The sequence below is a fragment of the Alphaproteobacteria bacterium genome (genome assembly GCA_041396705.1).
GTDB lineage: Bacteria > Pseudomonadota > Alphaproteobacteria > CALKHQ01 > CALKHQ01 > CALKHQ01.
This window is the reverse complement of sequence record JAWKYB010000023.1, coordinates 23,821-48,809: the sequence shown is the minus strand read 5'-3', so window position 1 is coordinate 48,809 and position 24,989 is coordinate 23,821. Positions and strand designations below refer to the sequence as shown.

Annotated in this window: 24 protein-coding genes; 14 read left to right on the top strand and 10 right to left on the bottom strand. The window is 71.8% G+C overall.

The features are described 5' to 3' along the window. Positions 1–51: 51 nt before the first annotated feature. A complete protein-coding gene (locus tag R3F55_24315; GenBank protein MEZ5670500.1) occupies positions 52–1,233 on the bottom strand; it encodes a pyridoxal phosphate-dependent aminotransferase in 1,182 nt (393 codons plus the stop codon). A 103-nt stretch (positions 1,234–1,336) separates the two neighbouring features. On the opposite strand from R3F55_24315, the gene R3F55_24310 reads away from it, so the two are divergent. The 6 genes from R3F55_24310 to R3F55_24285 all read left to right on the top strand — a co-directional run bounded on the left by R3F55_24310 (position 1,337) and on the right by R3F55_24285 (position 7,110). Continuing rightward, entirely contained in the window at positions 1,337–2,686 is a 1,350-nt protein-coding gene (locus tag R3F55_24310) for a GTPase (protein ID MEZ5670499.1), read from the top strand. A 95-nt stretch (positions 2,687–2,781) separates the two neighbouring features. Then, entirely contained in the window at positions 2,782–3,324 is a 543-nt protein-coding gene (locus R3F55_24305; GenBank protein MEZ5670498.1) for a VOC family protein, read from the top strand. 153 nt (positions 3,325–3,477) lie between these two features. Beyond that, positions 3,478–4,875, top strand: a complete 1,398-nt coding sequence (locus R3F55_24300; GenBank protein MEZ5670497.1) for a styrene monooxygenase/indole monooxygenase family protein — start codon at positions 3,478–3,480, stop codon at positions 4,873–4,875. A 9-nt stretch (positions 4,876–4,884) separates the two neighbouring features. Next, positions 4,885–5,415: a GNAT family N-acetyltransferase gene (locus R3F55_24295; protein MEZ5670496.1), complete on the top strand. Its 531-nt coding sequence runs from the start codon at positions 4,885–4,887 to the stop codon at positions 5,413–5,415. 179 nt (positions 5,416–5,594) lie between these two features. Then, a complete protein-coding gene (locus tag R3F55_24290) occupies positions 5,595–6,611 on the top strand; it encodes a TerC family protein (protein MEZ5670495.1) in 1,017 nt (338 codons plus the stop codon). Positions 6,612–6,834: 223 nt separating this feature from the next. Beyond that, the gene (locus tag R3F55_24285) at positions 6,835–7,110 is read left to right on the top strand and encodes a hypothetical protein (GenBank protein ID MEZ5670494.1); all 276 of its coding nucleotides are present in this window, start codon (positions 6,835–6,837) and stop codon (positions 7,108–7,110) included. 13 nt (positions 7,111–7,123) lie between these two features. On the opposite strand, the gene R3F55_24280 is transcribed toward R3F55_24285, so the two are convergent. Further along, a complete protein-coding gene (locus tag R3F55_24280; protein MEZ5670493.1) occupies positions 7,124–7,744 on the bottom strand; it encodes a glutathione S-transferase in 621 nt (206 codons plus the stop codon). Positions 7,745–7,845: 101 nt separating this feature from the next. On the opposite strand from R3F55_24280, the gene R3F55_24275 reads away from it, so the two are divergent. From R3F55_24275 to R3F55_24240, 8 genes are all read left to right on the top strand, one after another. After that, positions 7,846–8,727 (top strand): LysR family transcriptional regulator, encoded by an 882-nt coding sequence (locus tag R3F55_24275; protein MEZ5670492.1) that lies wholly within the window; start codon positions 7,846–7,848, stop codon positions 8,725–8,727. A gap of 124 nt (positions 8,728–8,851) precedes the next feature. Further along, the gene (locus tag R3F55_24270; GenBank protein ID MEZ5670491.1) at positions 8,852–9,925 is read left to right on the top strand and encodes an ABC transporter ATP-binding protein; all 1,074 of its coding nucleotides are present in this window, start codon (positions 8,852–8,854) and stop codon (positions 9,923–9,925) included. A gap of 33 nt (positions 9,926–9,958) precedes the next feature. Then, complete coding sequence (locus R3F55_24265; GenBank protein MEZ5670490.1) at positions 9,959–11,074, top strand: ABC transporter substrate-binding protein; 1,116 nt, start codon at positions 9,959–9,961, stop codon at positions 11,072–11,074. Between the two features lie 64 nt (positions 11,075–11,138). Continuing rightward, positions 11,139–12,086 carry an ABC transporter permease gene (locus tag R3F55_24260; protein ID MEZ5670489.1) on the top strand — a complete coding sequence of 316 codons (948 nt, stop codon included), beginning with the start codon at positions 11,139–11,141 and terminating at the stop codon, positions 12,084–12,086. Positions 12,087–12,261: 175 nt separating this feature from the next. Beyond that, positions 12,262–13,062, top strand: coding sequence for an ABC transporter permease (locus R3F55_24255; protein MEZ5670488.1), 801 nt, complete (start codon positions 12,262–12,264; stop codon positions 13,060–13,062). A 71-nt stretch (positions 13,063–13,133) separates the two neighbouring features. Then, positions 13,134–14,078: an alpha/beta fold hydrolase gene (locus tag R3F55_24250; protein ID MEZ5670487.1), complete on the top strand. Its 945-nt coding sequence runs from the start codon at positions 13,134–13,136 to the stop codon at positions 14,076–14,078. A 110-nt stretch (positions 14,079–14,188) separates the two neighbouring features. After that, positions 14,189–14,686 (top strand): CHASE4 domain-containing protein, encoded by a 498-nt coding sequence (locus tag R3F55_24245; protein MEZ5670486.1) that lies wholly within the window; start codon positions 14,189–14,191, stop codon positions 14,684–14,686. Then, positions 14,572–16,014 carry an ATP-binding protein gene (locus tag R3F55_24240; protein ID MEZ5670485.1) on the top strand — a complete coding sequence of 481 codons (1,443 nt, stop codon included), beginning with the start codon at positions 14,572–14,574 and terminating at the stop codon, positions 16,012–16,014. The genes R3F55_24245 and R3F55_24240 overlap by 115 nt, the downstream gene beginning before the upstream one ends. Here R3F55_24240 and R3F55_24235 read toward each other — a convergent pair. The 8 genes from R3F55_24235 to R3F55_24200 form a co-directional block, all read right to left on the bottom strand. Continuing rightward, a complete protein-coding gene (locus tag R3F55_24235; GenBank protein ID MEZ5670484.1) occupies positions 15,981–16,745 on the bottom strand; it encodes a glucose 1-dehydrogenase in 765 nt (254 codons plus the stop codon). The genes R3F55_24240 and R3F55_24235 overlap by 34 nt on opposite strands. A gap of 18 nt (positions 16,746–16,763) precedes the next feature. Further along, on the bottom strand, positions 16,764–17,693 hold the full coding sequence (locus R3F55_24230; protein ID MEZ5670483.1) for an ABC transporter permease: 930 nt from the start codon (positions 17,691–17,693) through the stop codon (positions 16,764–16,766). Positions 17,694–17,698: 5 nt separating this feature from the next. Next, complete coding sequence (locus tag R3F55_24225) at positions 17,699–18,748, bottom strand: ABC transporter permease (protein MEZ5670482.1); 1,050 nt, start codon at positions 18,746–18,748, stop codon at positions 17,699–17,701. Positions 18,749–18,907: 159 nt separating this feature from the next. Beyond that, the gene (locus R3F55_24220) at positions 18,908–20,356 is read right to left on the bottom strand and encodes an ABC transporter ATP-binding protein (GenBank protein MEZ5670481.1); all 1,449 of its coding nucleotides are present in this window, start codon (positions 20,354–20,356) and stop codon (positions 18,908–18,910) included. 97 nt (positions 20,357–20,453) lie between these two features. Then, positions 20,454–21,524 carry a BMP family ABC transporter substrate-binding protein gene (locus R3F55_24215; protein MEZ5670480.1) on the bottom strand — a complete coding sequence of 357 codons (1,071 nt, stop codon included), beginning with the start codon at positions 21,522–21,524 and terminating at the stop codon, positions 20,454–20,456. 146 nt (positions 21,525–21,670) lie between these two features. Next, positions 21,671–22,066: a VOC family protein gene (locus tag R3F55_24210; GenBank protein ID MEZ5670479.1), complete on the bottom strand. Its 396-nt coding sequence runs from the start codon at positions 22,064–22,066 to the stop codon at positions 21,671–21,673. A 2-nt stretch (positions 22,067–22,068) separates the two neighbouring features. Continuing rightward, positions 22,069–23,073: a 2-oxoglutarate and iron-dependent oxygenase domain-containing protein gene (locus R3F55_24205; GenBank protein ID MEZ5670478.1), complete on the bottom strand. Its 1,005-nt coding sequence runs from the start codon at positions 23,071–23,073 to the stop codon at positions 22,069–22,071. A 277-nt stretch (positions 23,074–23,350) separates the two neighbouring features. Further along, complete coding sequence (locus R3F55_24200; protein ID MEZ5670477.1) at positions 23,351–24,976, bottom strand: Na/Pi symporter; 1,626 nt, start codon at positions 24,974–24,976, stop codon at positions 23,351–23,353. Positions 24,977–24,989: the final 13 nt, after the last annotated feature.

Here is a 24,989-nt window from a genome sequence, read left to right as displayed (position 1 = left end):
ATATTTCATATCAATATGTTATAGAAACTTCCTTCGACAAGGACGAAGGATTTAGCGCCCGTACAGCGCCTCGATCCGGTCGAAGGCGCGGTCGATCGCGTCCTCCTCGACGCAGAAGGCCATGCGCACATGGTGCTCGCCGGTTGGGCCGAAGGCACCGCCGGGGGTGACCGCCACCTTGGCCCGCTGCAGCAGGTCGAAGGCGAAGCTGCGCGAATCCGCATGCGCGACGCGGATGCGCGGGAACACGTAATAGGCGCCCTCCGGCCGGACGTAGTCGAACAGGTGCGCCACCGCGTCGAGCCGGGCGCAGATGCGGTCGCGGCGCCGGCCGAGGATCGCCTCGAATTCCGCCAGGTGGTGCTGCGGGCCGGTCAGGGCGGCGAGGCCGGCGACCTGCGAGATGCGCGGCGTGCAGATGATGGTGGCGTCGTGCACCTTCAGCACCTGCGCCTTCAGCCCGGCCGGCAGGATCATCGTGCCCAGCCGCCAGCCGCTCATCGCATGCGCCTTGGAGAAGGTGCTGAGATAGGCCAGCCGGTCGCGCAGCGCCGGCACGGCGGCCAGGTTGAAATAGCGGTCGCGGTTCTCGAAGGTGAAGGCGCGATAGGGGTCGTCGAGCAGGACGAACAGTCCGCGCTCGGCCGCGATCTCGCCGACCCGGCGCAGCTCGGCCTCGCCGAAGATCCGGCCGGTCGGGTTCGACGGCGACACCAGGATGATCGCCCGGGTGCGGGGCCCGATCAGGCCGGGCAGGGCGTCGAGGTCGAGCGCCCAGCCGCGTGCCTCGTCCATCGCCCACCACACGCCGGTGCCGCCGCACAGCGCGATCTGGTGGATGTGCGAGGCGAAGCCGGGGTCGGTCAGGATCACCTCGTCGCCCGGCGCCACCAGCACCTGCAGCAGCGCGTTCAGCCCCTGCATGTTGCCGCAGGTGATCATCACCTCGCGGTCCGGATCGACCGCGATGCCGGTGGCGGCCTCGTGCGCGGCGGCGGCGGCGCGGCGCAGCGCCGGCAGGCCGTCGGGCAGGGCGTACTTGCCGATGTCGGCGTCGGTTTCCAGCGCCGCGGCCACCGCCCGGCGGATGTGCGCCGGCGTGCGGAACGACGGCAGGCCCCAGGCCAGCGAGGCCGCGTCGGGCACCGCCGCGCTGGCCATCGCCATCTCCTTGATCGCGGAGATCGCGATCCGGGCGACGTCGGGGGCGATCCGGGTCCGTGCCTCTGCCATGCTGCTCCCTCCCGGCGCGGCGTTGCGGGCGGCCGCCCGCCGGTCGAATATGACGCCAGGGCCGGGCGGCGGAATTGACCGGGCGCAACGCGAGGTGCGGGCGATGGCGGCAGCGGGCGGACGCAGGCGGGTGGTTGTCATGGGCGCCGCCGGGCGCGACTTCCACAACTTCAACATGGTCTATCGCGACGATCCGGCGACCGAGGTGGTCGCCTTCACCGCCGCGCAGATCCCCGACATCGACGGCCGCCGCTATCCGCCGGCGCTGGCCGGGCCGCTCTACCCGGACGGCATCCCGATCGTCGACGAGGCCGGACTGGCGGACCTCTGCCGCGACCGCGCCGTCCACCTTGTCGTCTTCGCCTACAGCGACGTCCGCCACGAGGCGGTGATGCACCGGGCCTCGGTGGCGCTGGCCGCGGGCGCCGACTTCGCCCTGCTCGGCCCGCGCGCAACCACGATCGCGGCGCCGGTGCCGGTGATCGCGGTCTCGGCCGTGCGCACCGGCTGCGGCAAGTCGCAGACCGCCCGCTGGCTGTCGCAGCGGCTGAAGGCGGCGGGCCTGCATTGCGCGGTGATCCGCCACCCGATGCCCTATGGCGACCTGGCCGCCCAGGCGGTGCAGCGCTTCGCCAGCCGCGCCGACCTCGACGCCGCCGCATGCACCGTGGAGGAGCGCGAGGAGTACGAGCCGCACATCGCCGTCGGCAACGTGGTCCACGCCGGGGTCGACTATGGGCGCATCGTCGCCGCGGCGGCGGCGGAGGCCGACCTGATCCTGTGGGACGGCGGCAACAACGACTTCCCCTTCGTGCGGCCCGACCTGCACATCGTGCTGACCGACGCGCTCCGGCCCGGCGACGAGGCCCGCTATCACCCCGGCGAGGCGGTGGCGCGGATGGCCGACGTCATCGTGGTGGCCAAGGCCAACGCTGTGGGCCCGTCGGAGCGCGAGCGGGCCGCGCGCAACGCCCGCGCGCTCAACCCGACCGCCGCCATCGTCAACGCCGCCTCGACGGTGACGCTCGACGACCCGGCGGCGGTGCGCGGGCGGCGGGTGCTGGTGGTCGAGGACGGGCCCACCATCACCCATGGCGAGATGGCCTATGGCGCCGGCTTCGCCGCGGCAACGGCCGGCGGTGCGGCGCAGATCGTCGACCCGCGCCCGGGCGCGGTCGGCCGCATCGCCGCCGCCTACGCCGCCTATGGCCACATCGGGCCGGTGCTGCCTGCGCTCGGATACGGCGCGGCCGAGCTCGACGATCTCGCCGCGACCATCGCCGCCAGCCCGGCCGAGGTGGTGGTCTCCGCCACGCCCTGCGACCTCGCCGCGCTGATCCGCATCGACCGGCCGGTGGTGCGCGCCCGCTATGCCTTCGCCGAGATGGACGAACCTGGGCTCGGTGCGCTGGTCGACGCCTTCGTCGCCGGTCGCTGGCCCGCACCGTCCTGAGCCGGACCCTCTGGCCGGGCCCGGCATTCGCGGCTAGCCTGCGGGCAACGACAGACGCCGCCTTGCGCGCGGCGCGCCAGAACGAGGAACAGCCGATGCGCGGACCGATCCCCGGACTTTCCCATGTCGATCATGTCGGGCTGACCGTGCCCGACCTCGATGCAGCGGTGGCGTTCTACTGCGAGGCATTCGGCGGGACCGAGCTCTACCGCATCGGCCCGTTCGATGCGGCGGAGATGCCGCGGGCGGATGACGGCCGCGACTGGACCGAGGCCCATGTCAACGTCGCCGGCGCGCGGCTGACCATCGCCATGCTGCACATCGCGCCGAACCTGATGCTGGAGCTGTTCCGCTACGAGCGGCCGGCCGACGCCAATCCGAGCCCGCCGCGCAACTGCGACATCGGCGGCCACCACATCGCGTTCAAGGTCGCCGACATCGCCGCGGCCAAGGCGCATCTGGCGATCATGGGCTGCACGCTGATGGCCGGACCGATCGTCATCGACGAAGGGCCCTGCGCCGGCATCAAAGTCAACTATGTGCTCGACCCGTGGGGCAACCAGCTCGAACTGGTCGAGTATGAGCGCCAGGCCTTCGAGGCCGACGCCCCGGTCAAGATCTATCGGCCGCAGGGGTGAGCGCGACGGCTGCATCCGTGCGGCGCCGACGGGGCCGCAATTCATCCTCCCCCGGCACGGGGGAGGGCTGCGTCGCGCGCGCTGGCGGTCGGCGACGGCGGGCACGCGGCCGGCGGGCAGCGGAATGACCGGCGGCTAAGGGGGGGAGAAGCGATGGCAAGCATCGGGGTGGTCGGGTCGGGGATCAACGGGCTGGTCGCCGCGCACGGCCTGCTGCAGCAGGGTCACGCGGTCACGCTCTATTCCGAGCGGTCGGCGCAGGCCTGGCTGGACGAGGTGCCGCCCACCGGCACCGCATGCCGCTTCGCCACCTCGCTGGACCTTGAGGCCGAGACCGGGCTCAACCACTGGGATGCGGATGCGCCGGCGATCGAGGGCGTGCACCTGACCTTCTGCCACAAGCCGGGCTGGCAGCTGATCGACCTGATGGGCCGGCTCGACCGGCCCGCCCGTGCCATCGACGTGCGGCTGCAGAGCCATCGCTGGACCCGCGACCTGGAAGCCCGCGGCGGCCGGGTGGAGATCGAGCGGGTCGACGTCCCCCGCCTCGACGCGATCGCCGCGGCGCACGACCTTGTGCTGGTGGCGGCCGGGCGCGGCGACGTCGGCGGGCTGTTCGCCCGCGACGAGGCACGCTCCACCTACACCGCGCCGCCGCGCAAGCTGACGATGATGGTGGTCCGCAACGCGCCGCTGGACCGCACCGGCGACGGCATTCCGTTCCGGCCCGCCATCAAATTCAATTTCTTCGCCGCCTGGGGCGAGGAGTTCGCCATCCCCTACTGGCACAAGGACGGCTTCGCCTGCTGGAACCTGCTGTTCGAGGGCCGGCCCGGCGGCCCGCTGGATGCGTTCGACGACTGCGCCGACGGAGAGCAGGTGGTCGCGCGGGCGAAGCGGGTGTTCCGCGACTGCATCCCGTGGGACCACGCCTGGTTCCGCGACGCCGAGCTCGCCGACCCGAACGGCTGGCTGAAGGGTCAGTTCGTACCCTGCTTCCGCGACCCGGTCGGCACGCTGCCGTCGGGGCGCGTGGCGATGGCGCTGGGCGACACTGCCAACAGCCTGGACCCGATCGGCGGCCAGGGCGCCAACAACGGCTATCGCCAGATCGGGACGCTGCTGGCCGCGGTCGCCGAGCGGCCGGAAGGTCCGTTCGACGCCGCCTGGATGCGCGCCACCTTCGACCGCTTCTACGAGAGCTCGGGCCGGGCGACCAACGCCTTCAACAACCTGCTGCTGGAGGAGATCACGCCGGCGGCCAAGGAGGTGCTGATCGCGCAGTACGGCAGCGACGGCCGGCCGGGCAACGCCAGCCCGCAGCAGCGCATCGCCGACCGCTTCTTCAACAACTTCGACGATCCGACCAGCTTCACCGAATGCCTGCTCGATCCGGCGGCGTCGCGCCGCGCGATCGCCGAGGCCTATGGCCGCGCCGCGGGCAGCGCCGGCCTCAAGGGCCGGCTGCGCATCGCCGGCGGCCAGCTGCGCCAGCTTGTCGGCCTGCCGCGATCGTCGCACCCGCTGGCGCGGATGCGTCCGGCGGCCTGAGCCCGACGCATGAAGCCGACCCTGCGCGACGGCGGGCTGACCCTGGAACCGTCGGCCGGGCGCGACCTGGACGAGCTGTGCCGCCTGCTGTGGCATCCGCTGGTCCGGCTCTATCTGTGCGACGATGCGGCGCTGCCGCGCGCGGCGGTCGGCGGCATGCTGGCGCAGAGCGCGGAACTCGACGGGCGCGGGCTGGGTTTGTGGACCGTGCGGATCGCCGACGCCGGCTTCGCCGGGGTCGCCGGGCTGCTGCCGGTGCCTGCCGGCGGTGGCGCCGCGCCGGAGATGGCAGGCGGCGTGGAGCCGCTGATCGCGCTCGACCCGGCGTTCTGGGGCGACGGCCACGCCACCGCGGCGCTTGCGTTGCTCGCCGGCCATGCGCGCGATCGCTGCGGCCTGGGCCGGCTGGTCGCCGCGGTCGACGAGCCCGATCGGGCGTCGCGGCGGCTGATGGGGCGCTGCGGTTTCGAGGAGATCGGCCGGGCGCCGGGGCCGCGGTATACCCTGGTGCTTTACCGCCGCTGGCTGACCGCGCAATGACCTGTTGCCGATCCGCGTCACTGTGATGTTCGTGTAACGCCAACGGCTTGAAGTCCGATGCAGCGCACACCACTTGACCCGACACAGCGACGACAGCGGGGGTGCCCCGGCGGAAGCGGCCGACTCTTCCGTGCGCGCGCAGTCTTGTCGCGAACCCAGCCGGCGGACGACTTCACGTAATGGACTTCCTGTTCGGCGACATTCTGGGCAAGCCGCTGTGGAGCTGGCTGGCGTTCTTCTGCGTCATCCTGGCCCTGCTGGTGTTCGACCTGGGCATCCTCCACCGCAAGCCCAAGGAAATCGGCGTCCGCGAAAGCCTGAAGCTGTCCGCCTTCTACGTCGGCATCGGCGTGGCCTTCGCCGGCTGGGTCTGGCACCACCTCGGGCCCGATCCGGCGGTGCAGTACCTGACCGGCTTCGTCGTCGAATGGAGCCTGGCGCTCGACAACGTCTTCGTCATCGCCACCATCTTCGCCTATTTCGGCATTCCGCGCGCCTACCAGCATCGCGTGCTGGTCTGGGGCATCCTCGGCGTGGTGGTGCTGCGCGCGATCATGATCGGCGCCGGCGTTGCCGCGGTGCATGAGTTCGACTGGGTGCTGCAGGTCTTCGCCGCCTTCCTGGTGCTGACCGGGCTGAAGATGCTGTTGACCGCCGACAAGGAATACGACGTCGCCAGCAACCCGATCCTGCGGCTCATGCGCCGGCGCCTGCGCGTCACCGAGCAGCTGCACGAGGACCGCTTCCTGGTCCGCCAGCCCGATCCGCGCAGCGGGCGGGTGGTGACATTCGCGACCCCGCTGCTGCTCGCGCTGGTGCTGGTCGAGATCGCCGACATCATCTTCGCGGTCGATTCGATCCCGGCGATCTTCGCCATCACCACCGACCCCTACATCGTCTATACATCGAACATCTTCGCCGTGCTCGGCCTGCGCGCGCTGTTCTTCGCGTTGTCGGCGATGATGCATCGCTTCGCGCTGCTGAAATACGCGCTGGCCGTCGTGCTGGTGTTCATCGGCGGCAAGATCCTGGCGGCGGACCTGCTCGACATCGGCAAGATGCCTGCGATGCTGTCGCTGGCGATCACGCTGGCAATTCTCGGCGCGGGCCTGGTCGCCTCGCTGTGGCGCACGCGGGCGACGCCGGCCGCAGTGCAGAGCGCCAGCGGCAGCGAGCGGAACCGCAGCGCCGCCTGACCGTCCGGGTCCGCCTGCGCCGGCGCAAACGGCGGGGCCGCGCACGGGCGGCCTTGCGAAATCGAGGGGGATGGCAGATGCCCGCCAGGATTCGCACAGTCACGCTGGCCCTGGCCGCGGCCGTCGCCGCGGCGCCGGCCATGGCGGCCGGTCCGGCCGGCGGCCTGTTTGAGCAGGTCGAGCCGCTCGACCTGACCGAGGACTATTTCGTCGGCCTGTGGGCATGGGCGCCGCCGAGGAATGCCTCGACGGCGACACCATGGCCTTCTATGCCTCCGGCGCCTGGGCGGTGACCAACGCCGGCGGCAACCCGGTCGAAGCGATCGGCGTGTGGTCGCTGGCGCAGGGCAGCCTGGTCGTCGACTTCTCCGACCTGGACATGCCCGACCAGGTCGAAACCGCGACCGGCCTGGTCGGCGCCGACGGCGAGACCCAGTTCCGGCTGACCAGCGACATGGTCGCCGGCGGCGAGCAGACGCTCTACCGCTGTTCCGAGTAGGGCGCGCCCGGCATCAGGCCGCCGCGGCCGCCTGCGGGCTGGCCGGCATTGCCACGAAGCCCGGCAGCGCCTCGATCCGGCCCAGCCAGGCACGGATCGCGGGATAGGGCGTCAGCGCGACGCCGCCCTCCGGCGCGTGCGCCGTGTAGGAATACAGCGCGACGTCGGCGATGGTCGCCGCCGATCCGACCAGCCAGTCGCGGCCGGCAAGGTGCCGTTCCAGCACGTCGAACAGGTTCGCCGCGATCGCCTTGGCGCGCTCGGTGTCCAGCTTCGCGCCGAATACCGTCGCCAGCCGGGCCGCAGCCGGCCCGCCGGCCAGTTGCCCGGCGGCCACCGACAGCCAGCGCTGTACCGCCGCGGCCGCCGCCGGCTCTGCCGGGTACCAGCGGCGCGCCGGGTCGTGGCGCAGCGCCAGATAGACCAGGATCGCATTGCTGTCGGCCAGCGTGACCTCGCCGTCCTGCAGCACCGGCACCTGTCCGAACGGGTTCAGGGCCAGGAATGGCGCGGCCTTGTGCGCGCCGCTGGCCATGTCGACCGGCACGATCTCGTGCGCCAGTCCCAGCAGCGAGAGGAACAGACGGGCCCGGTGGCTGTGGCCGGACAGCGGGAAGTCGTGCAGGCGGATCATGGCGCTCTCCTGTTGCGGCGCGGGCCCGAGTGATGCTTCTTTCAGCGGGTGACGACAATCCGCCGAAACGGCAGCGGTTTATTGCACAGGATGAAATAATCATGGACCGCCTGGACGCGATGCGCGCCTTCGTTGCGGTGGCGGACAAGGGCGGCTTCGCGCCGGCGGCCCGCCAGCTCGGCCTGTCGGCGCCCTCGGTCACCCGCGCGGTGGCCGGGCTGGAGGAGCGGATCGGCACCCGGCTGCTGCGCCGGTCGACCCGCACGGTGCGGCTGACCGAGGCCGGCGCGGGTTATCTCGCCGACTGCAAGCGCATCCTGGCGGAGCTGGCGGATGCCGAGGCGGCCGCCGCCGGCGGCCACACCCAGCCGACCGGCCAGCTCGGCGTCACCGCGCCGGTGCTGTTCGGGCGCTTCCACGTCGCCCCGATCGTGCTCGATTTCCTCGGCCGCCACCCGAGCGTGCACGTGCGCTGCCTGCTGGTCGACCGCGTGGTCGACATGCTGGAGGAGGGTTTCGATGTGGCGATCCGGATCGCCCAGCTGCCCGATTCCGCCCTGACCGCGGTGCGCGTCGGCAGCGTCAGGCGCGTCACCTGCGCGGCGCCGCGCTATCTGGAGCGGCATGGGGTGCCGCGCCGGCCGGAGGATCTGGCGCGCCACGACCGCGTCAGCTTCTCGCCGATGTTCGCCGAGCGCGACCTGCCGAACGCCCCGCCGCCGCGCCTTGTCGCCAACACCGCCGACCAGGCCATCGCCGCCGCCGTCGCCGGCCTGGGCCTGGTCCGGGTGCTGGCCTATCAGGTCGAGGCCGAGTTGAAGCACGACCGGCTGCGGATCGTGCTGGCCAACCACGAGCCGCCGCCGTTGCCGATCCATGTGGTCCATGCCGAGGGCCGGCGGGCCAATGCCAAGGTGCGCGCCTTCGTCGACATGGCGGTGGAGCGGTTGCGCGCGGTGCGCGCGCTGCGCGAGGCGGAATGAGCTTTTCGTTTGCCCGGCCGGTCGCATCGTGTATGTCGCACGCCGTCCTTCACCACAGGGGGCAGGGGGCGGCGAGGGGATGACCGCAGCGGAACGGGAGGCGGCGCCGGACGGCCAGGCGCCGATGGTCGACCTGCGCGGCGTCACCAAGCGCTATGGCGCGGTGACGGCGGTGGAGGATGCGACCTTCGCCGTGCGCGCCGGCGATTTCCTGACCATTCTCGGCCCCAGCGGCTCCGGCAAGTCGACGCTGCTGCGGATGATCGCCGGCTTCGAGGCGCCCGACGCCGGCGCGATCGCGATCCACGGCCGCTCGGTCGCCGACCAGCCGCCGCACCGGCGCTCGATCGGCATGGTGTTCCAGCGGCTGGCGCTGTTCCCGCACATGACCGCGGCGCAGAACGTGGCCTATCCGCTGAAGATGCGCCGCTTCGATCCGCGCAGCATCGGCGAGCGGGTCGAGACCTACCTGAAGCTGGTGCGGCTGGACGGCCTCGGCCGCCGGCGCGTGCAGCAGCTCAGCGGCGGCCAGCAGCAGCGGGTGGCGATCGCGCGCGCGCTGGTGTTCCATCCCGACCTGCTGCTGCTCGACGAGCCGCTGGCCGCGCTCGACCGCAAGCTGCGCGAGGACATGCAGCTGGAGTTCCGCCGCATCCAGCAGGAACTGGGCGTCACCACCATCAACGTCACCCACGACCAGCGCGAGGCGCTGGTGATGTCGGACCGGGTGATCGTGATGGACCACGGCCGCATCCAGCAGGCGGCGGACCCGCTGACCACCTACAACGCGCCCAGCAATGCCTTCGTCGCCGGCTTCCTCGGCATGACCAACCTGCTGCCGGGCGAGGCGACCGCGCTGGACGGCGACCGCGCGACCGTCGCGGTCGGCGACCTGCGCCTGGTCGGCCGCAACCAGGGCGTGGTGCGCGCCGGTGCACCGGTGCAGTGCGCGCTGCGGGCCGAACGGGTGCGGATCGCGGCCGCCGATGCGCCGGACACGCTTCCGGCCACGGTCACCGAGGAGGTGTTCGAGGGCGACCGCCTGATCTATGTCTGCGCGGTCGACGGGCTGGGACAGCCCGCGCTGCGCGTGATCGAGCACGCGCCGTCCGTCCAGGGACTGCGTGCGCCCGGCGACCGGGTCGGCCTGAACTGGGCGGCGGACGACCTGCTCGTCTTCCCGGCCGACATCGGCTAGAACCGCCATTCATTCAACACGGGGGAGGTCAACATGACTGGACAATCACCGATCCGCAGCGGCGCCACCCGCCGCCAGTTCCTGCGCAGCGGCGCCGCCACGGCCGCCGGCGCCGCCGCGCTGTCGGCACCGTTCGTGCGCCGTGCGTCGGCCCAGCCGGCGAAGCCGAGCGAGATCATCGTGCGCGCCTGGGGCGGCGCCTGGGGCGAGGCGCTGCAGGGCGGCGTCGCCGACGGCTTCACCGCCGAGACCGGGATCGCGGTCCGCTTCGACTACACCGAGGACAACGAGATCCGGCCGAAGATCTGGGCCGCGATCGACCAGGGCCGGGTGCCGCCGATCCACGTCAACTGGGACACCAGCACCAACGCCACCATCTCCGCCCAGCGCGGGGTGACGGTCGCGCTGGACGACCTGCCCAATCTGGAAGGCCTGCTGCCGGTGGCCAAGCCGGCCGGCATCGACGGCTATCCGTTCGTCAACACCTATTCCTACGTCTATGTCTGCGCCTATCGCGACGAGGCGTTTCCGGACGGCCCGCCGGCCAGCTGGAAGGTGATGATGGAGCCGCGGTTCAAGGGCCGCATCGCGCTGTACGACGACGGCATCGGCTTCACCCCCGTCAACGTCATCATCGGCGGCGGCACGGCGGCTGACATCCCCGACAACATGGAGCCGGGCTGGGAATTCTACCGCCAGCTGAAGGCGCAGGAGCCGCTGCTGGGCGAGGACCCGGACTTCACCACCTGGTTCCAGCAGGGCGAGATCGACATCGCCTGCACCATCTCGGTCAACGCCCGCGCGGCCAAGCAGAGCGGCATCGCCGTCAGCTGGACCGTGCCGGAGGAAGGCTGCAAGGTCGATACCGACGGCCTGTGGGTGCCGAAGAACCTGCCGGAGAACGAGGAATACTGGGCCAAGCAGTTCGTCAACCACGCGCTGTCCGGCCCGGCGCAGCAGGAATGGTGCAGCCTGCTCGGCCTGCCGCCGGTGTTCCCCGGCCTGGAGCCGCCGGCCGACCTGGTCGGCGACCCGGCCTATCCCACCAAGCCTGAGGACTTCGCCAACCTGGTCTCGGTGCCGAGCCCGGTGCTGGTCGAACACCAGCAGGAGTGGTTCACCAAGTTCAACGAGATCATGCAGGGCTGACCCGCCGGCGACTGCTGCCACCCTCCCCCGGGAACGGGGGAGGGGAAGCACCGCGACCGGTCACGTGCACCAAGCGTCCCACATCCGGCTGCCGCTGCGCTGGCGCCTGCTCGATGCGGCCGAGGCCGTGGCGGCGGCGCTGTGGCCGCGGCCGTGCCGGCGCTTCACCGGTTGGCTCCTGCTGGCCCCGGCGCTGCTGCTGGTCGGGCTGCTGGCCGCGGGCATGGTCTACATCGTCGACTACAGCCTGCGCGCGCTCGACCCGGCCACCTACCGGCTGGTCGAGGCGTGGTCGTTCGCCAACTACGCCATCGTCGCCGACCAGGCGGTCTATCTCGACATCGTTTTGCGCAGCGTGCTGGCGGCGGTGATCGTCACCGCGGTGACGCTGGTGCTGGCCTTCCCCTATGCCTATGTCATGGTGCGCACGCCGTCGCGCCTGACCCGCAAGGCGTTGCTGGTCTGCCTGTTCCTGCCGTTCTTCATCGGCCAGGTCGTGCGGGCCTACGGATGGCTGATCATCCTGGGCAAGCAGGGGCTGATCAACCAGGCGCTGTCGGGCCTCGGCCTCGGCACGCTCGACCTGCTCTACAACTACAACGCCGTCCTGCTCGGTCTGGTCCAGTACATGCTGCCGTTCGCGGTGCTGATGCTGGCGCCGGCGCTGACCGCGATTCCGGAGGAGGTCGAGCAGGCCTCGGAGAGCCTGGGCGCGACCTGGCCGCGCACCTTCCTGCACGTGGTGATCCCGATGGCCAAGCCGGGCCTGGTCGGCGCCGCGGTGGTGGTGTTCACGCTGACCGTGACCGACTTCGCCATGCCGGAGATCCTCGGCGGCGGCACCATCGACTTCATCGCCAACGCGATCTACGACGGTTTCTTCCAGATCTCCAACGCCGGCCTCGGCTCGGCGCTGGCGGTGATCCTGGTGCTGCTGGGCAGCACCCTGGTCGCCGTCATCTTCGCCGGCCTCGGCGCCGGCACCCTCAGCTTCGTCGCGCGGCGGGGTTGACGAGGATGCAGCGGCGACTCTGTTGGCGGCGTCTCGCCCCCCAGAGCGCGTCATCCCCGGGCTCGTGCCGGGGATCTCCGGCCGGGTTCGTACGGGCGGCGAGGGCGGACGGCGCCCTTTCCCGCATAGATCCCCGGGACAAGCCCGGGGATGACGGACTGGGGGGGCAGCGCTGATGCGCGCGCCGCGTTCGAAGACGATGGTGCTGTGGGGCATCGTCTGGTTCAACCTGATCTGCCTCGGGCTGCCGACCGTGATCGTGCTGGCGGCCTCGTTCACCGCCGGCGAGATCGTCACTTTCCCGCCCGACGGGCTGTCGCTGCGCTGGTACGAGCGGCTGTGGGAACGTAGCGAGTTCGTCGACGCCTTCCTGCGCTCGCTGTGGGTGGCGGCGGTGTGCACCGCGATCGCGATCCCGGTCGGCACGCTGGCGGCGATCGCCATGGTGCGGTTCCGGCTGCGGTTCCTGACCGCGATCCAGGTCTATCTGCTGCTGCCGTTCACCATCCCGCTGATCGTCTCCGGCATCGGCCTGATGCTGATCTTCGGCGAGGTGCGCATCCTGGGCCAGCTGTGGCCGGTCGGCGTCGCGGCCTGCGTGATCAACCTGCCGTTCATGATCTGGGCGGTCAGCGCCAGCGTCAACGCGCTCGACCCCGACCTGGAGCTGGCCGCCGCCAGCTGCGGCGCGCCGCCGCTGCAGGTGTTCCTCACCGTCACGCTGCCGGCGGTGCTGCCGGGCGTGATCAGCGGCGCGCTGCTGATGTTCATCCTGGCGTTCAACGAGTTCATCGTCAGCCTGCTGCTGGTCGACGCGCGCATCGTCACCCTGCCGGTCAGCATCTACAACTCGATCCGCAGCGTGATCACGCCCGACCTCGCCGCGGTCTCGGTGGTCTACATCGTGGTGGCGGTGGTCGCGATCTGGCTGCTCGACCGGCTGGTCAGCCTGGACATCTTCCTGAAGTCGAAATAGCCGCAGCGCTTCCCGCGCGCCTCGGAACGGCATTAGACTTCCCCGTCTCCAGCGGACACGGGGAGGGCGCGATGCGGCGGCATATCTGTCTCGGTTTCGGTCTCGGCTTGGTCCTGTGCGGTGCGGCGTCCGCCGCCTGGGCGCAGGCCAGCCCCACGCTGACCGCCGCACGCGATGCGCTGACGGCCGGCGGCCATCCGGTGACGCAGGAGATCGTCACGCTGACGGTGGACGGGCAGGCCGTGATCGGCACCCTGGCGCTGCCGGGCGACGTGGAGCGGCCGCCGGTGGCGCTGCTGCTGCACGGCTTCACCGGCTCGCGCGACGAGCTGCCGATCGCCAACACCGACGAGGGCGTGTTCTCGCGGACGGCGCGACGGCTGGCCGAGCACGGCGTCGCCTCGCTGCGCATCGACTTCCGCGGCTCGGGCGAGAGCGACGGCGCGTGGGAGGACACCACCTTCACCGGCCAGACCCGCGATGCGCTGGCCGCCATCGACTGGCTGGCCGGCGATGCGCGGGTCGACGGCGAGCGGCTGGCCGTGATCGGCTGGAGCCAGGGCGGGCTGGTGGCGGCCGGCGCGGCGGCGGCCGACCCGCGGGTCGACACGCTGGTGCTGTGGGCGCCGGTGGCGCATCCGCTGGCGACCTATCCGCCGCTGATGGGCGCCGACACGGTGGCCGCCGGCCTGGCCAGCGGCGGCGCGCCGGTGCATGTGGCGCTGCCCTGGGGCGCCGAGTTCGACATGCGCACGCCGTTCTTCGAGGAGCTGTATCTGGTCACGCCGCTGGCCTCGATCGCGCACTATCCGGGCCCGCTGCTGGTGATCGTCGGCACCCGCGACACCATCGTGCAGCCGCAGCCGCTGGAGGGCCGCTCCTATCTCGCCAACCATGATGGGCCGGAAGAGCTGCTGGTGCTCGACACCGACCACGTCTGGGATGCGTTCGGCGGCCCCGACATGGTCGACGAGATGGCGCTGTGGTCGCTGGCCTGGATCGGCTCGACGCTGTAGGTTGCCGACGGGATTATCGCGCCTTAACAACTCTCTAGTCCCGACCTGCGATGGTATGGGCCGAGCGAAGCGGCCCGGCGGCGGGCGCGCCGTCTTGACGGACCCGTTGCGTGCGCCTGAAGCAGACCATCGCGTTGCTGACCGGAGGGGCCATCCTGGCGATGGCCGGCCTCAACGCGGCCGTGCTGGTGCCGGTGGCCGGCGGCTTCGCCTCGATCGAGGAAGGCCAGGCCCGGCGCAATGCCGAGCGGGTGCAGGCCGCCATCGGGCTGCGGCTGGACGCGATGGTGCGCACCGCCACCGACTGGTCGCACTGGGACGAGACCTACGGCTTCGTCGCCGGGCTGGACGACGGCTACATCGAGCGCAACCTGGCGTTCGACAGCATCCGCACCATCGGCATGAACCTGGTCTATTTCTACGACCTGGCCGGCCAGGCGATCTGGGGCAGGTCTACGACCTGGACACCGGTGCTGTGCTCGAATTGCCGGCGTTGGCGTCGCTGCCGCCCGGCGATCCGCTGCTGGCGGCGGCGGCACGGTTCAGCGATGTGCACGGCATCCTGCCGACCGCGCTGGGGCCGATGCTGGTCGCCGCCACGCCGGTGATGCCGAGCGCCGACACCGGCCCGGCCAACGGCACGCTGGTGTTCGGCCGGCTGCTGACCGATACCGTCGTCGCCGCGGTCGCCGACGAGACCCAGGTGCGGTTCTCGGCCGAGCCGCTCGCGGCCGATGCCGATGCCGTCGCCGGCGACTATGCCGTTGTCGCACGCAGCCCCGACCTGCTGGTCGGCGCGCTGGTGCTCGGCGATATCCACGGCAACCCGGCACTGCGGCTGCGGGTCGAGACGCCGCGCGACGTGACCGGCGCCGGCGACCGGATCATCGGCATTTCGTTGCTGGCGCTGGTGCTGGCCGGGCTGCTGGCGATCGCCGTGCTGTGGTTGCTGCTGCAGCGGACCGTGGTGCGGCCGCTCGCCCGGGTCACCGGCGACATCCAGGCGATCCGCCAGACCGGCCGGCTCGACCGGCGGCTGGCCATCGCCGGCGCCGAGGAGTTCCAGGCGCTGGGCCTCGAGTTCAACCGCATGCTCGACCGCCTGGACGCGGTGCACCGCCAGCTGGTCGAGCGCACCCGCGACGCCGAGGCGGCGCAGGCCGGCGCCGAGCGGGCCAACGAGGCCAAGTCGTCGTTCCTCACCAACATGAGTCATGAGCTGCGCACGCCGCTGAACGCGATCATCGGCTTCTCGGACCTGATGCAGCACGAGGCGTTCGGCCCGCTCGGGCACGCGAAGTACAGAGAATATGTCGACGACATCCGCGATAGCGGCCGGCATCTGCTGGCGCTGATCAACGCGATCCTGCACCTGGCCCAGGCCTCGAACAGCAAGCTGATCCTCGACGAGGCGACGGTGCCGCTGGACGAGTTGATCGACGCCGCGCTGCGGCTGGTCCAGCCTGCCGCGATGGCCGGCTCGGTCGACGTGTTCCGGGTCCAGGGCCCGGCCGCGCCGGCCGTGCGCGTCGACCGCACCAAGCTCAGCCAGGTGCTGATCAACATCCTGTCCAATGCGGTCAAGTTCACGCCGCCCGGCGGCCAGGTGCGGGTGGCCGTGCGCGGCCTCGCCGACGGCGGCCTGGAGATCGAGGTCACCGATACCGGCATCGGGATGCGGCCGGAGGACATTCCAGAGGCGCTGAAGCCGTTCACCCAGGTGCACGACGGCCGCGACGGCCGGCTGCCCGGCACCGGGCTCGGCCTGCCGCTGTCGGTGGCGCTGATGGAGCTGCATCAGGGCAGCCTGTCGCTGGAGAGCAGGCTGGGCCAGGGCACCACCGTGTTGCTGCGCCTGCCGGCCGCGCGCGTCGCCGCCAAGCCGGCGGCCCGCAGCGCGGATCAGATCGACGCCATGGTGCCGCCGTCGACGTAGAGCAGCTGGCCGGTGATGTAGGCGGCGGCGTCGGACGCCAGGAACACCGCGGCGCCGACCAGGTCGTCGAGCCGGCCGAACCGGCCCATCGGAATCTTGCCCAGCATCGCCTGCTGCCAGTCCGGGTCCCGGTAAAAGCCTTCGGTCATCGCCGTGCGGAAATAGCCCGGCCCGATGCCGTTGACGCGGATGCCGCGCGGCGCCCACTCGGCCGACAGCGCGCGGGTCATGCCCAGCATCCCGCTTTTCGACGCGGTGTAGGGCGCGGCGGTGGGGATGCCGACGCCCGACGTCAGCGAGCAGACGTTGACGATGGCGCCGGGCAGGCCGGCGGCCAGCAGCGGCCGGGCGAAGGCCTGGGCGACGAAGAACGCACCCTTCAGGTTGGTGTCGACGATCGCGTCCCAGGTGGCCTCGTCGACGTCGGCCGACGGCTTCACCCGCTCGAAGCCGGCGTTGTTGATCAGGATCGCCGGCTGCCAGCCCTGCCGCGCCACGTCGTCGGCGAGCTGGCCCACCGCGGCGACCGAGGCGACGTCGCAGGACAGGCACAGCGCGTTGCGGCCGTGGCGCTCGACCGCGCGGGCGGTGTCGGCCAGGTCGGCGGCGCTGCGGGCGACCAGCACGACGTCGGCACCGGCCTCGGCCAGCCCCTCGGCCAGCGCCGCGCCGATGCCGCGGCTGGCACCGGTGACCACGGCCTGGCGGCCGGCAAGCGAGAATGAGGGCATCGGCAGCGGGCCTCCCGTTCAGTCGCGCCGGTCCTCGCGGGCATAGGCCTGGCCGAGCGCGGCCGGCGCGGCGTGGACGGAGCGGCGGACGACGGCGGTGAAGATCAGCACCGCCAGCGTCGCCAGATAGGGCAGCATCTTCAACAGGAATGTCGGCACGTTGGCGCCGGTGGCCTGGATGCGCGGGATCAGCGCCTCGATGCTGCCGAACAGCAGCGCGCCGAGGATCGCCCGCCACGGGCTCCAGCGCGCGAAGATGACCAGCGCGACCGCGATCCAGCCGCGGCCGCCGGTCATGCCCTCGACCCAGGTCTGGCTGGCCGCCAGCGACAGGTCGGCGCCGGCCAGCCCGCACAGCACGCCGCCGGCGACCACCGCGGCGATGCGTACGCCCTGCACGTCGGCGCCGGCGGCGTCGGCGGCCTGCGGGTTCTCGCCGACCGCGCGCAGCACCAGCCCCGGCTGCGACCGGTAGAGCAGCCACCAGGTCAGCGCGGCCAGCGCAATGGCCAGGTAGAACAGCACGTCCTGGCCGAAGATCATGCGGCCGACATAGGGGATGGCGGTGAGGAAGCCGAGGTCGATCTCGCCGAACGGCGCGATCGCGGTCTGGCTGTAGGGCGGGCCGATCAGCCCGGTCAGCCCGGCGCCGAACGCCACCACGGTCAGCCCGGTGATCACCTGGTCGGCGCGCAGCACGACGACGATGAAGGCGAACAGGGCGGAGACGACGCCTGCCGCCACGACGGCGGCGGCGACGCCGACCCACGGCGTGCCGGCGTGGTAGGCCCCCATCACCCCGGCCAGTGCGCCCACCATCATCAGCCCCTCGGCGCCGAGGTTGAGTACGCCGGCGCGCTCGTTGATGATCAGGCCCAGCGCGGCGATCAGCAGCGGCGCCGCCATCTCGGGCGTGCTGGCCAGCCAGTTGTCGATCAGCGCGTCCATGACCGTCAGCCCCGGTGCAGCCGGTAACGCGCGAAGAACTCGGCGCCGACCACGCTGAACAGGATGATCGCCTGGATCAGCTCGATCAGCGCGGCGGGCAGCTGGTAGAACTGCTGCAGGCTTTCGCCGGCGACATAGAGCTCGGCCACCAGCACGGCCGCGATCAGCACGCCGAAGGCACGGAAGCGGGCCAGGAAGGCGATCAGGATGCCGCTGAAGCCGTAGCCGACGCCCAGGTGCTGGGTCAGCCGGTGCTCCTCGCCGGCGGCGACGGAGAACCCGGCCAGACCGGCCAGCGCGCCGGACAGCGCGATCGCCAGCACCACGGTGGCCAGCACCGGCACGCCGGTCGCCCGCGCCACGTCGCGGTTGGCGCCGACCGCGCGCATGTAGGCGCCCCAACGCGAGCGCTCGGCGATCAGCCACACCGCCAGCACGGCGACCAGGGCGATGACCAGGCCGGCGTGGGTCTTGCCCCAGCCCAGCCGGGCCAGCTGCTCGGCCGGGTCGAAGCCGGCGGTGTAGGGGAAGTTCTGCTGCGGGTCCTTCCAGGCGCCGAACACCAGGTGCTGCACCAGCAGCAGGGCGACGTAGTTCAGCAGCAGGGTCGAGATGATCTCGCTGACGCCGAAGCGCATGCGGAACAGGCCGGGCAGGGCGATCCACAGCGCACCGCCGGCCATCGCGCCGGCCGCCATCAGCGGCAGCCGCAGCCATTCCGGTCCGATGTCGTACAGCGCGACCGCGGTGGCGCCGACCGCGCCCAGCCACAGCTGACCCTCGATGCCGATGTTCCAGAAGCGCACTTTCAGCGCCACCGCGCCGGCCAGCCCGGCCAGCACCAGCGGCGTCGCCTCGACCGCGACCGAGGCCAGTCCGGCGTCGCTGAAGAACACGAACGAGACGAACTCGTCGATCACCTCCTGCACCGCGATGCCGTTGGCCAGCAGCAGCACGAACGAGACGGCGAGCCCGAAGGCCAGGCCGCCGGCCAGCGCCGCCGCGCTGTGCAGCCCGGTGACGTTGCGCCGCGGCGTCAGCGTCAGCCCGCTCATCGGCCCCGGTCCCCGCTGTCCACGCCGTACGCGACCCCTGTTCCAGCGTCACTGCGAGCGGCCGGCAGGCGGCGTGGCAATCCCGGGCGGCCCGGCCCCGGATTGCCGCGTCGCTCCGCACCTCGCAGGGACGGCGGCTGGGACCTGTGGCCCGGCGCCTCACGCATGGCCGACCATCGCATGGCCGATGTCGGCGCGCGCGAACGGCGGCGCGAACTCGCCGGTCAGCCGGCCGCGGGAGATCACGCCGATGCGGTCGGCCAGCGCCAGGATCTCGTCCAGGTCCTCGCTGATCAGCAGCACGGCGGTGCCGCGGTCGCGCGCCTGGCGCAGGCGCTCGTGCACGTCGGCACAGGCACGCACGTCCAGTCCGCGGGTGGGCGAATGGGCGACGATCAGCGCGCAGTCGCTGTCCAGCTCGCGGGCCAGCACCAGCTTCTGCGCGTTGCCGCCGGACAGCAGCCGCGCCGGGGTCGACGGCGCGGCCCCGCGCACGTCGAACGCGGCGACCGCCTGCTCGGCCATGCGCGTCATCGCCCGGTGCGATGCCCACAGCGCCGGCCCGAAGCGGCCGCTGCCGAGCCCGGTCAGCGCGTAGTTCTCGGCGACGTCGAGGTCGGCGGCCAGCGCCCGGCGGTAGCGGTCGGCCGGGATCGCGCGCAGGCCGGCGCGGCGCAGCCGGGCCGGGGCGCGCCCGGCGACATCGGACCCGGCCAGCCGGATGCGTCCGGCTGCCACCGGCAGCAGGCCGCACACCGCCTCGGCCAGCTCGGTCTGGCCGTTGCCGCCGACGCCGGCAAGGCCGTAGATCTCGCCGGCGCGCACGTCGAAGCTGAGGCCGTTGACCGCCGGCGCGCCGTCGGCCCGCGCCACCCTGAGATCGGCCACCGAGAAGGCGACGGCGCCGACATGGGCGACATGGCGCGGCGGCGGCGGCAGCGCCTCGCCGACCATCAGCCGGGCCAGCGCCGGCACGTCGAGGCTGCGGGCGTCGAGGTCGCGGGCCACCGTCCTGCCGGCGCGCATCACCGTCACCCGGTCGGCGTGGGCCTTGACCTCGTTCAGCTTGTGGCTGATCAGCACGACGCAGGCGCCCTGCGCCGCCAGCCCGCGCGCGGTGCGCAGCAGGCTCTCCGCCTCCTGGTCGGTCAGCACCGCGGTCGGCTCGTCGAGGATCAGGATGCGGGCGCCCAGCAGCAGCGTGCGCAGGATCTCCACCCGCTGCCGCTCGGCGATCGAAAGCTCGGCGACCCGCGCGCTGGGATGCACCGGCAGGTCGGCCTTGGCCGCCAACTCGACCAGCGCCTTGCGCAGGGCGCCGGCCGGCTGGCCGCGGAACCGGCGCGCGCAGGTCAGGCGCACGTTTTCCAGCACCGTGAAAGCCGGCACCAGCTTGAAGTGCTGGTGGACCATGCCGATGCCGCGGGCAGCGGCATCGGCGGGCCCGCGCAGCGTGCACTGCTGCCCGTCGATGACGAGATCGCCGCCGTCGGGCGCATAGAGGCCGCAGGCGATGGTCATCAGCGTCGACTTGCCGGCGCCGTTCTCGCCGAGCAGGGCATGGACCTCGCCCCAGCGGGCGGCGAATTCGGCGCAATCGAGCGCCATCCGCCCGTCGAACGCCTTGCTGACCGCGGCCAGTTCGAGCGCGTGGGTCACGGCCGGCAGGGCATCGGCGACGGGCGGCTGCGGATTTGCGGCGGTCCTATTCGGGCAGCGCGCCGATCACGCCTTCGACCAGGAAGTTCATGCCCCACAGCGCGCCGTCGTCCATCACGACGCCGTCCTCGACCACCACCGTGCCGGCGTTGTCGCGGATCGGCCCGGTGAAGGGGTGGAACGCGCCGGAGGCGATCTGCTGCTTCACGTCGAGAATCTGCGCGCGCACGTCCTCCGGCACCGCGTCGCCGGTGAAGGCGGAGATGTCGACCACGCCGGTGTCGAGCCCGGTGAAGCTGAAGCCGCCCTCGAATGTGCCTTCCTGGGCCGCTTGTATCGCAGGCACCACGAAGTCGCCCCAGTCGAAGGTGGAGGCCATGATGTGCGCCGTCGGCGCCGAGCCGGACATGTCGGCGTTGTAGCCGACCGAGTGGATGCCGGCCTTCTCCGCGGCGATCTGCGGCCCGGGCGTGTCCTGGTGCTGGCCGATCACGTCGACGCCCTGCTCGATCAGCGCCTGCGCGGTCTCCTCCTCCAGCACCGGGTCGTACCAGGTGTTGGTGAAGCTGACGATGACCTCGGCATCCGGGTTCACCCGCTGCGCGCCCAGCGCGAAGGCGTTGACGTTCCACAGCACCAGGCCGAGCGGATAGGCGGCGACGAAGCCGAGCTTGTTGGTCTCGGTCACCGCGCCGGCGGCCATGCCGGCCAGGTACATGCCCTCGTAGCTGCGCCCGTAATAGGAGGTCAGGTTCGCCGCCGAGGTGGTGCCGGCCGCGTTCATGAACACCACGTCGGGATATTCCTCGGCCGCCTGCAGGAAGGCGTCGGAATAGCCGTAGGCGGTGCCGACGATCACGTTGTAGCCGCGCGAGACATAGCGGTCGATGACGTTGCGGACGTCGGTGGTGACCTCCGGAATGCTCTCGGTGAACGCGGTCTCGATGCCGAGCCGCTCCTCCACCGCCAGCCGCGACTGGTCGTGCATGTAGGTCCAGCCCAGGTCGCCGACCGGCGCGATGTAGATGAACGCGACCTTCGGCTCCTCGGTCAGCCCCATCGCCGACGCGCCGCCGGCCGCCAGCGTCATCGTCGCGGCGGCAGTCGCCGCCAGCATCCAAGTCCTCATCCCCGTTCCCCTCTCTCTTGTTTCGTCGTCCCCGGGCGTGACCCGGGGATCTCTTGCCGTCCGCGCTCCGTCCCGTGGAGATCCCCGGGACAGGCCCCGGGGATGACATTTGCCGGCGCGCGGCCGCTGTCCGGTCAGCCCTCCGGCAGCATGTGATTGACCCGGAACACGTTGCCCTCCGGGTCGAGCAGCACCGACTGATACCAGTTGTAGTAGGTCTTGTAGGGCGCCTTGATCAGCGTCGCGCCGCGGCCGACCGCGGCCTCGGTGATGCGGTCGACCGCCGCGGTGCCGTCGACGTCGATGTTGAGCAGGAACTTGACGCCGGCGGTGTCGCGATAGGCGTCGAGCTTGAGCAGGTCGTATGCATCGTGGGCGTTGAAGCCGATGCATACCTTGCCGGCGTCGATCCCGCGGAAGATCGGCGAGCGGATCGCCTCGACCTCCTTGAAGCCGAACACGTCCATGTAGAACTGCGACAGCGCGACGATGTCGGCCGCGAACACGTTGACGTAGGACAGATGCGCCATGCTCACATGCCGGCGCCGAAGGTCGTCTGCTTGACGAACTTGTTGTAGAGGTGCTGGCCGGAGGTGATCGGCTCGTACTTCGGCGGGTTGGCGGCGTCGTGGCAGCCGGGCAGCACCTCGACCAGCGCGTCGTAGTTCGGCTGGTGGAAGAACACCAGCGACTGGCGCCGGCTGCCCAGCGCCTTGTCGCGCGGCGGATTGACCACGCGGTGCATGGTCGAGATCCACTTGTCGTTGGTCCATTCCATCATCAGGTCGCCGATGTTGACGACGAAGCCGCCCTCGACCGGCTCCACCGGCACCCACTCGCCGGCCTTGTTGCGCACCTGCAGGCCGCCGGGTGCGTTCTCCTGGCGCACGATGGTCAGGCTGCCATAGTCGGAATGCGCGCCGGCGCGCAGCTGGTTCTTCTCCGGCGGGTTCGGCTGGTCGGGATAGTTCAGCACCCGGAACATGCTGATGTGGCGGTCGATCAGCTTGTCGAAGAACGTGTCCGGCAGGCCGAGCCCGATCGCGAACATTGTCATCAGGTCGGCCGAAAGCCGTTCCATCGCCCGGAAATAGGCGATCCAGGTGTCCTTCAGGTCGGCCGGCCGCGCCGGCCACAGGTTCGGCGCGAAATGGGGGCCGGCCTCGGGGCCGTGGAAATAGGGGTCGTCGGCCGGCACGTCGACCGGGCCGACGGTCAGCGATTCCTTCAGGTCGCCCGGCGTCGGCTCGTCCAGCGAATAGGACAGGCCCTCGTCGCACAGCGGGCTGTAGCCGCGCACCTGCTCGGGCGTCGGCCGCTTGACCCGCATCTTCTCGTCCAGCGGCAGGTCGAAGAACTGCTTCGACACGTCGTAGGTGTGCCGGACCAGGTCGTCCGGAACCCTGTGCCCGACGATCGTGAGGAATCCGATGTCGGTGCAGGCGCGGTCGATCGCACGCCCAACCCTCTGCCGGCCCTCGGCACCGCCGTCGTAGAACGGCGCGATGTCGATGACCGGGACTTCTTGCAGCGCCATTGTTCTCCCCCCAGGCTCTTCGCGACCCAGATTCAGCAAAAAGCAGGCCACGCATCCTTGCGGGACATCGCGCGGCCGACCGCAGGCCCGGCGCCGTCACGACGTGGATTCGACGGCGGGCCCTGCCCGGTATTTGAACACAGAGCGCCGCCCCCGGCCAGCAGGATGACGGCGGCGCGCCGGGCGTGCGCGGCGGCGGGCCGGGCCGGATGCCGCGGTTTCCGGCCATCCTGCCGCGGGGCCGGGCACTGCCTGCGAAATGGGCAATGCCGCCGTCCTAGTCCTCCTCCGCCTCGGTCTCCACGGCGGGCGCGGCCGGCTCCGGCGCGGCCTGCTCCTCCGCCAGCCGCAGGTGATGCACGATGCGCCAGACGTGATAGGCCGCCCGGTGCAGCCAGCGGATGCTGTCCAGCCGCAGCACCGCGGTCTCGGCGTCCAGCCGCTGCTCGGCCGCCAGCACCAGGGTGCGCTCGCGGAAGCCGCGGCGCTGGTCGCGCAGCAGCCGGCGCAGCCGGTCGAGCCGGCGGTCGGCACGCTTGGGGTCGCCGTCGGGCGTCAGCGCGGCGACCACCCGCCGGGTCACGTCGGCCAGCCGGCGCAACCGCGCGTCGCCGCCGGTGGCGACGATCCGCTCGGTCTGGCCGAGCCGATGCAGCAGCCGGTGCAGGTGGTCGAGCGCGTGCATCGCGGCGACGTGGCGGCGCAGCGCCCGCGGCAGCCGCTGGTCGGTGCGGATGCGCTCGGCGAAGCCGCGGGTCGCCTCCAGGTCGTCGGCCAGCCGGCGCAGGGTGACGGTGGGCACCTGGCCGCGCCAGGCCGGGTTCAGCGCGTGGGCCAGATGGCCGAACAGCGCGAAGGCGAGGTCGCGGATGGTGGCGGCCAGCGCGTCGACCGCGGCGGCGGGGTCGTGCAGCACGCGGTCGTCGAGCCGGTGGATCAGCGGCGGCCCGCGCTCGGGCACCAGCCGCATCACCAGCCGCGCGAACGGCCCGGCCACCGGCAGAACCAGCAGCACGCCGACCAGATTCATCGCGGTGTGGAAGGCGACCACCGCGATCTGCGCGTTGCCGGCGCCGTCGGCGGCGACCCAGCCGCGTACCGCATCGGCGACCGGGCCGAGCAGGAAGAAGGCGCCGGTGCCGATCATCAGGTTGAAGATGACGTGGGCATAGCCGGTGCGCCGGGTGGCGGTGGAGCCGCCGACGGTGGCCAGCGCCGCCGTGCTGGTGGTGCCGACGTCCATGCCGATCACCAGCGCGGCGGCCTGGTCGAAGGTGATGGCGCCGGCGCCCAGCGCGACCAGCGCGGTGGCCACGCCGGCGCTGGACGACTGGGTGACGATGGTGACGGCGATGCCGATCAGCACCAGCTGCAGCCGGCCGAACAGGTCCGGGGACGGGAAGTCGGCCGGCGTCACCAGCCCCTCGAACCGGGCCATGCCGCCCTGGATCGCGTCGATGCCCAGGAACAGCATGCCGAAGCCGGCCAGCGCCCAGCCGGCATGGTTCAGCCGGTTGCGGCCGAAGATGGTCATCAGCACGCCGACCAGCACCAGCGGCAGCACCGCGACGCCGATCTTCAGCTTGAAGCCGACCAGCGCCACCAGCCAGCCGGTCACCGTGGTGCCGACATTGGCGCCGAGCACGATGCCGAGCGCCTGCGGGAAGGTCAGCAGGCCGGCGCCGACGAAGCCGATCGCGGTCACCGTGGTCGCGCTCGACGACTGGATCACCGCGGTGGTCAGCGCGCCGGTGGCGGCGCCGGTGACCGGGCTGGTGGTGAAGCGGGCGAGCGCCTGGCGCAGGGCGTGGCCGGCCAGCCGGCGCAGCCCGTCGGTCAGCACCACCATGCCGAACAGGAACAGCCCGACGCCGCCCAGCACCCGCAGGATGTCGCTTTCCATCGCCCGCGACTAT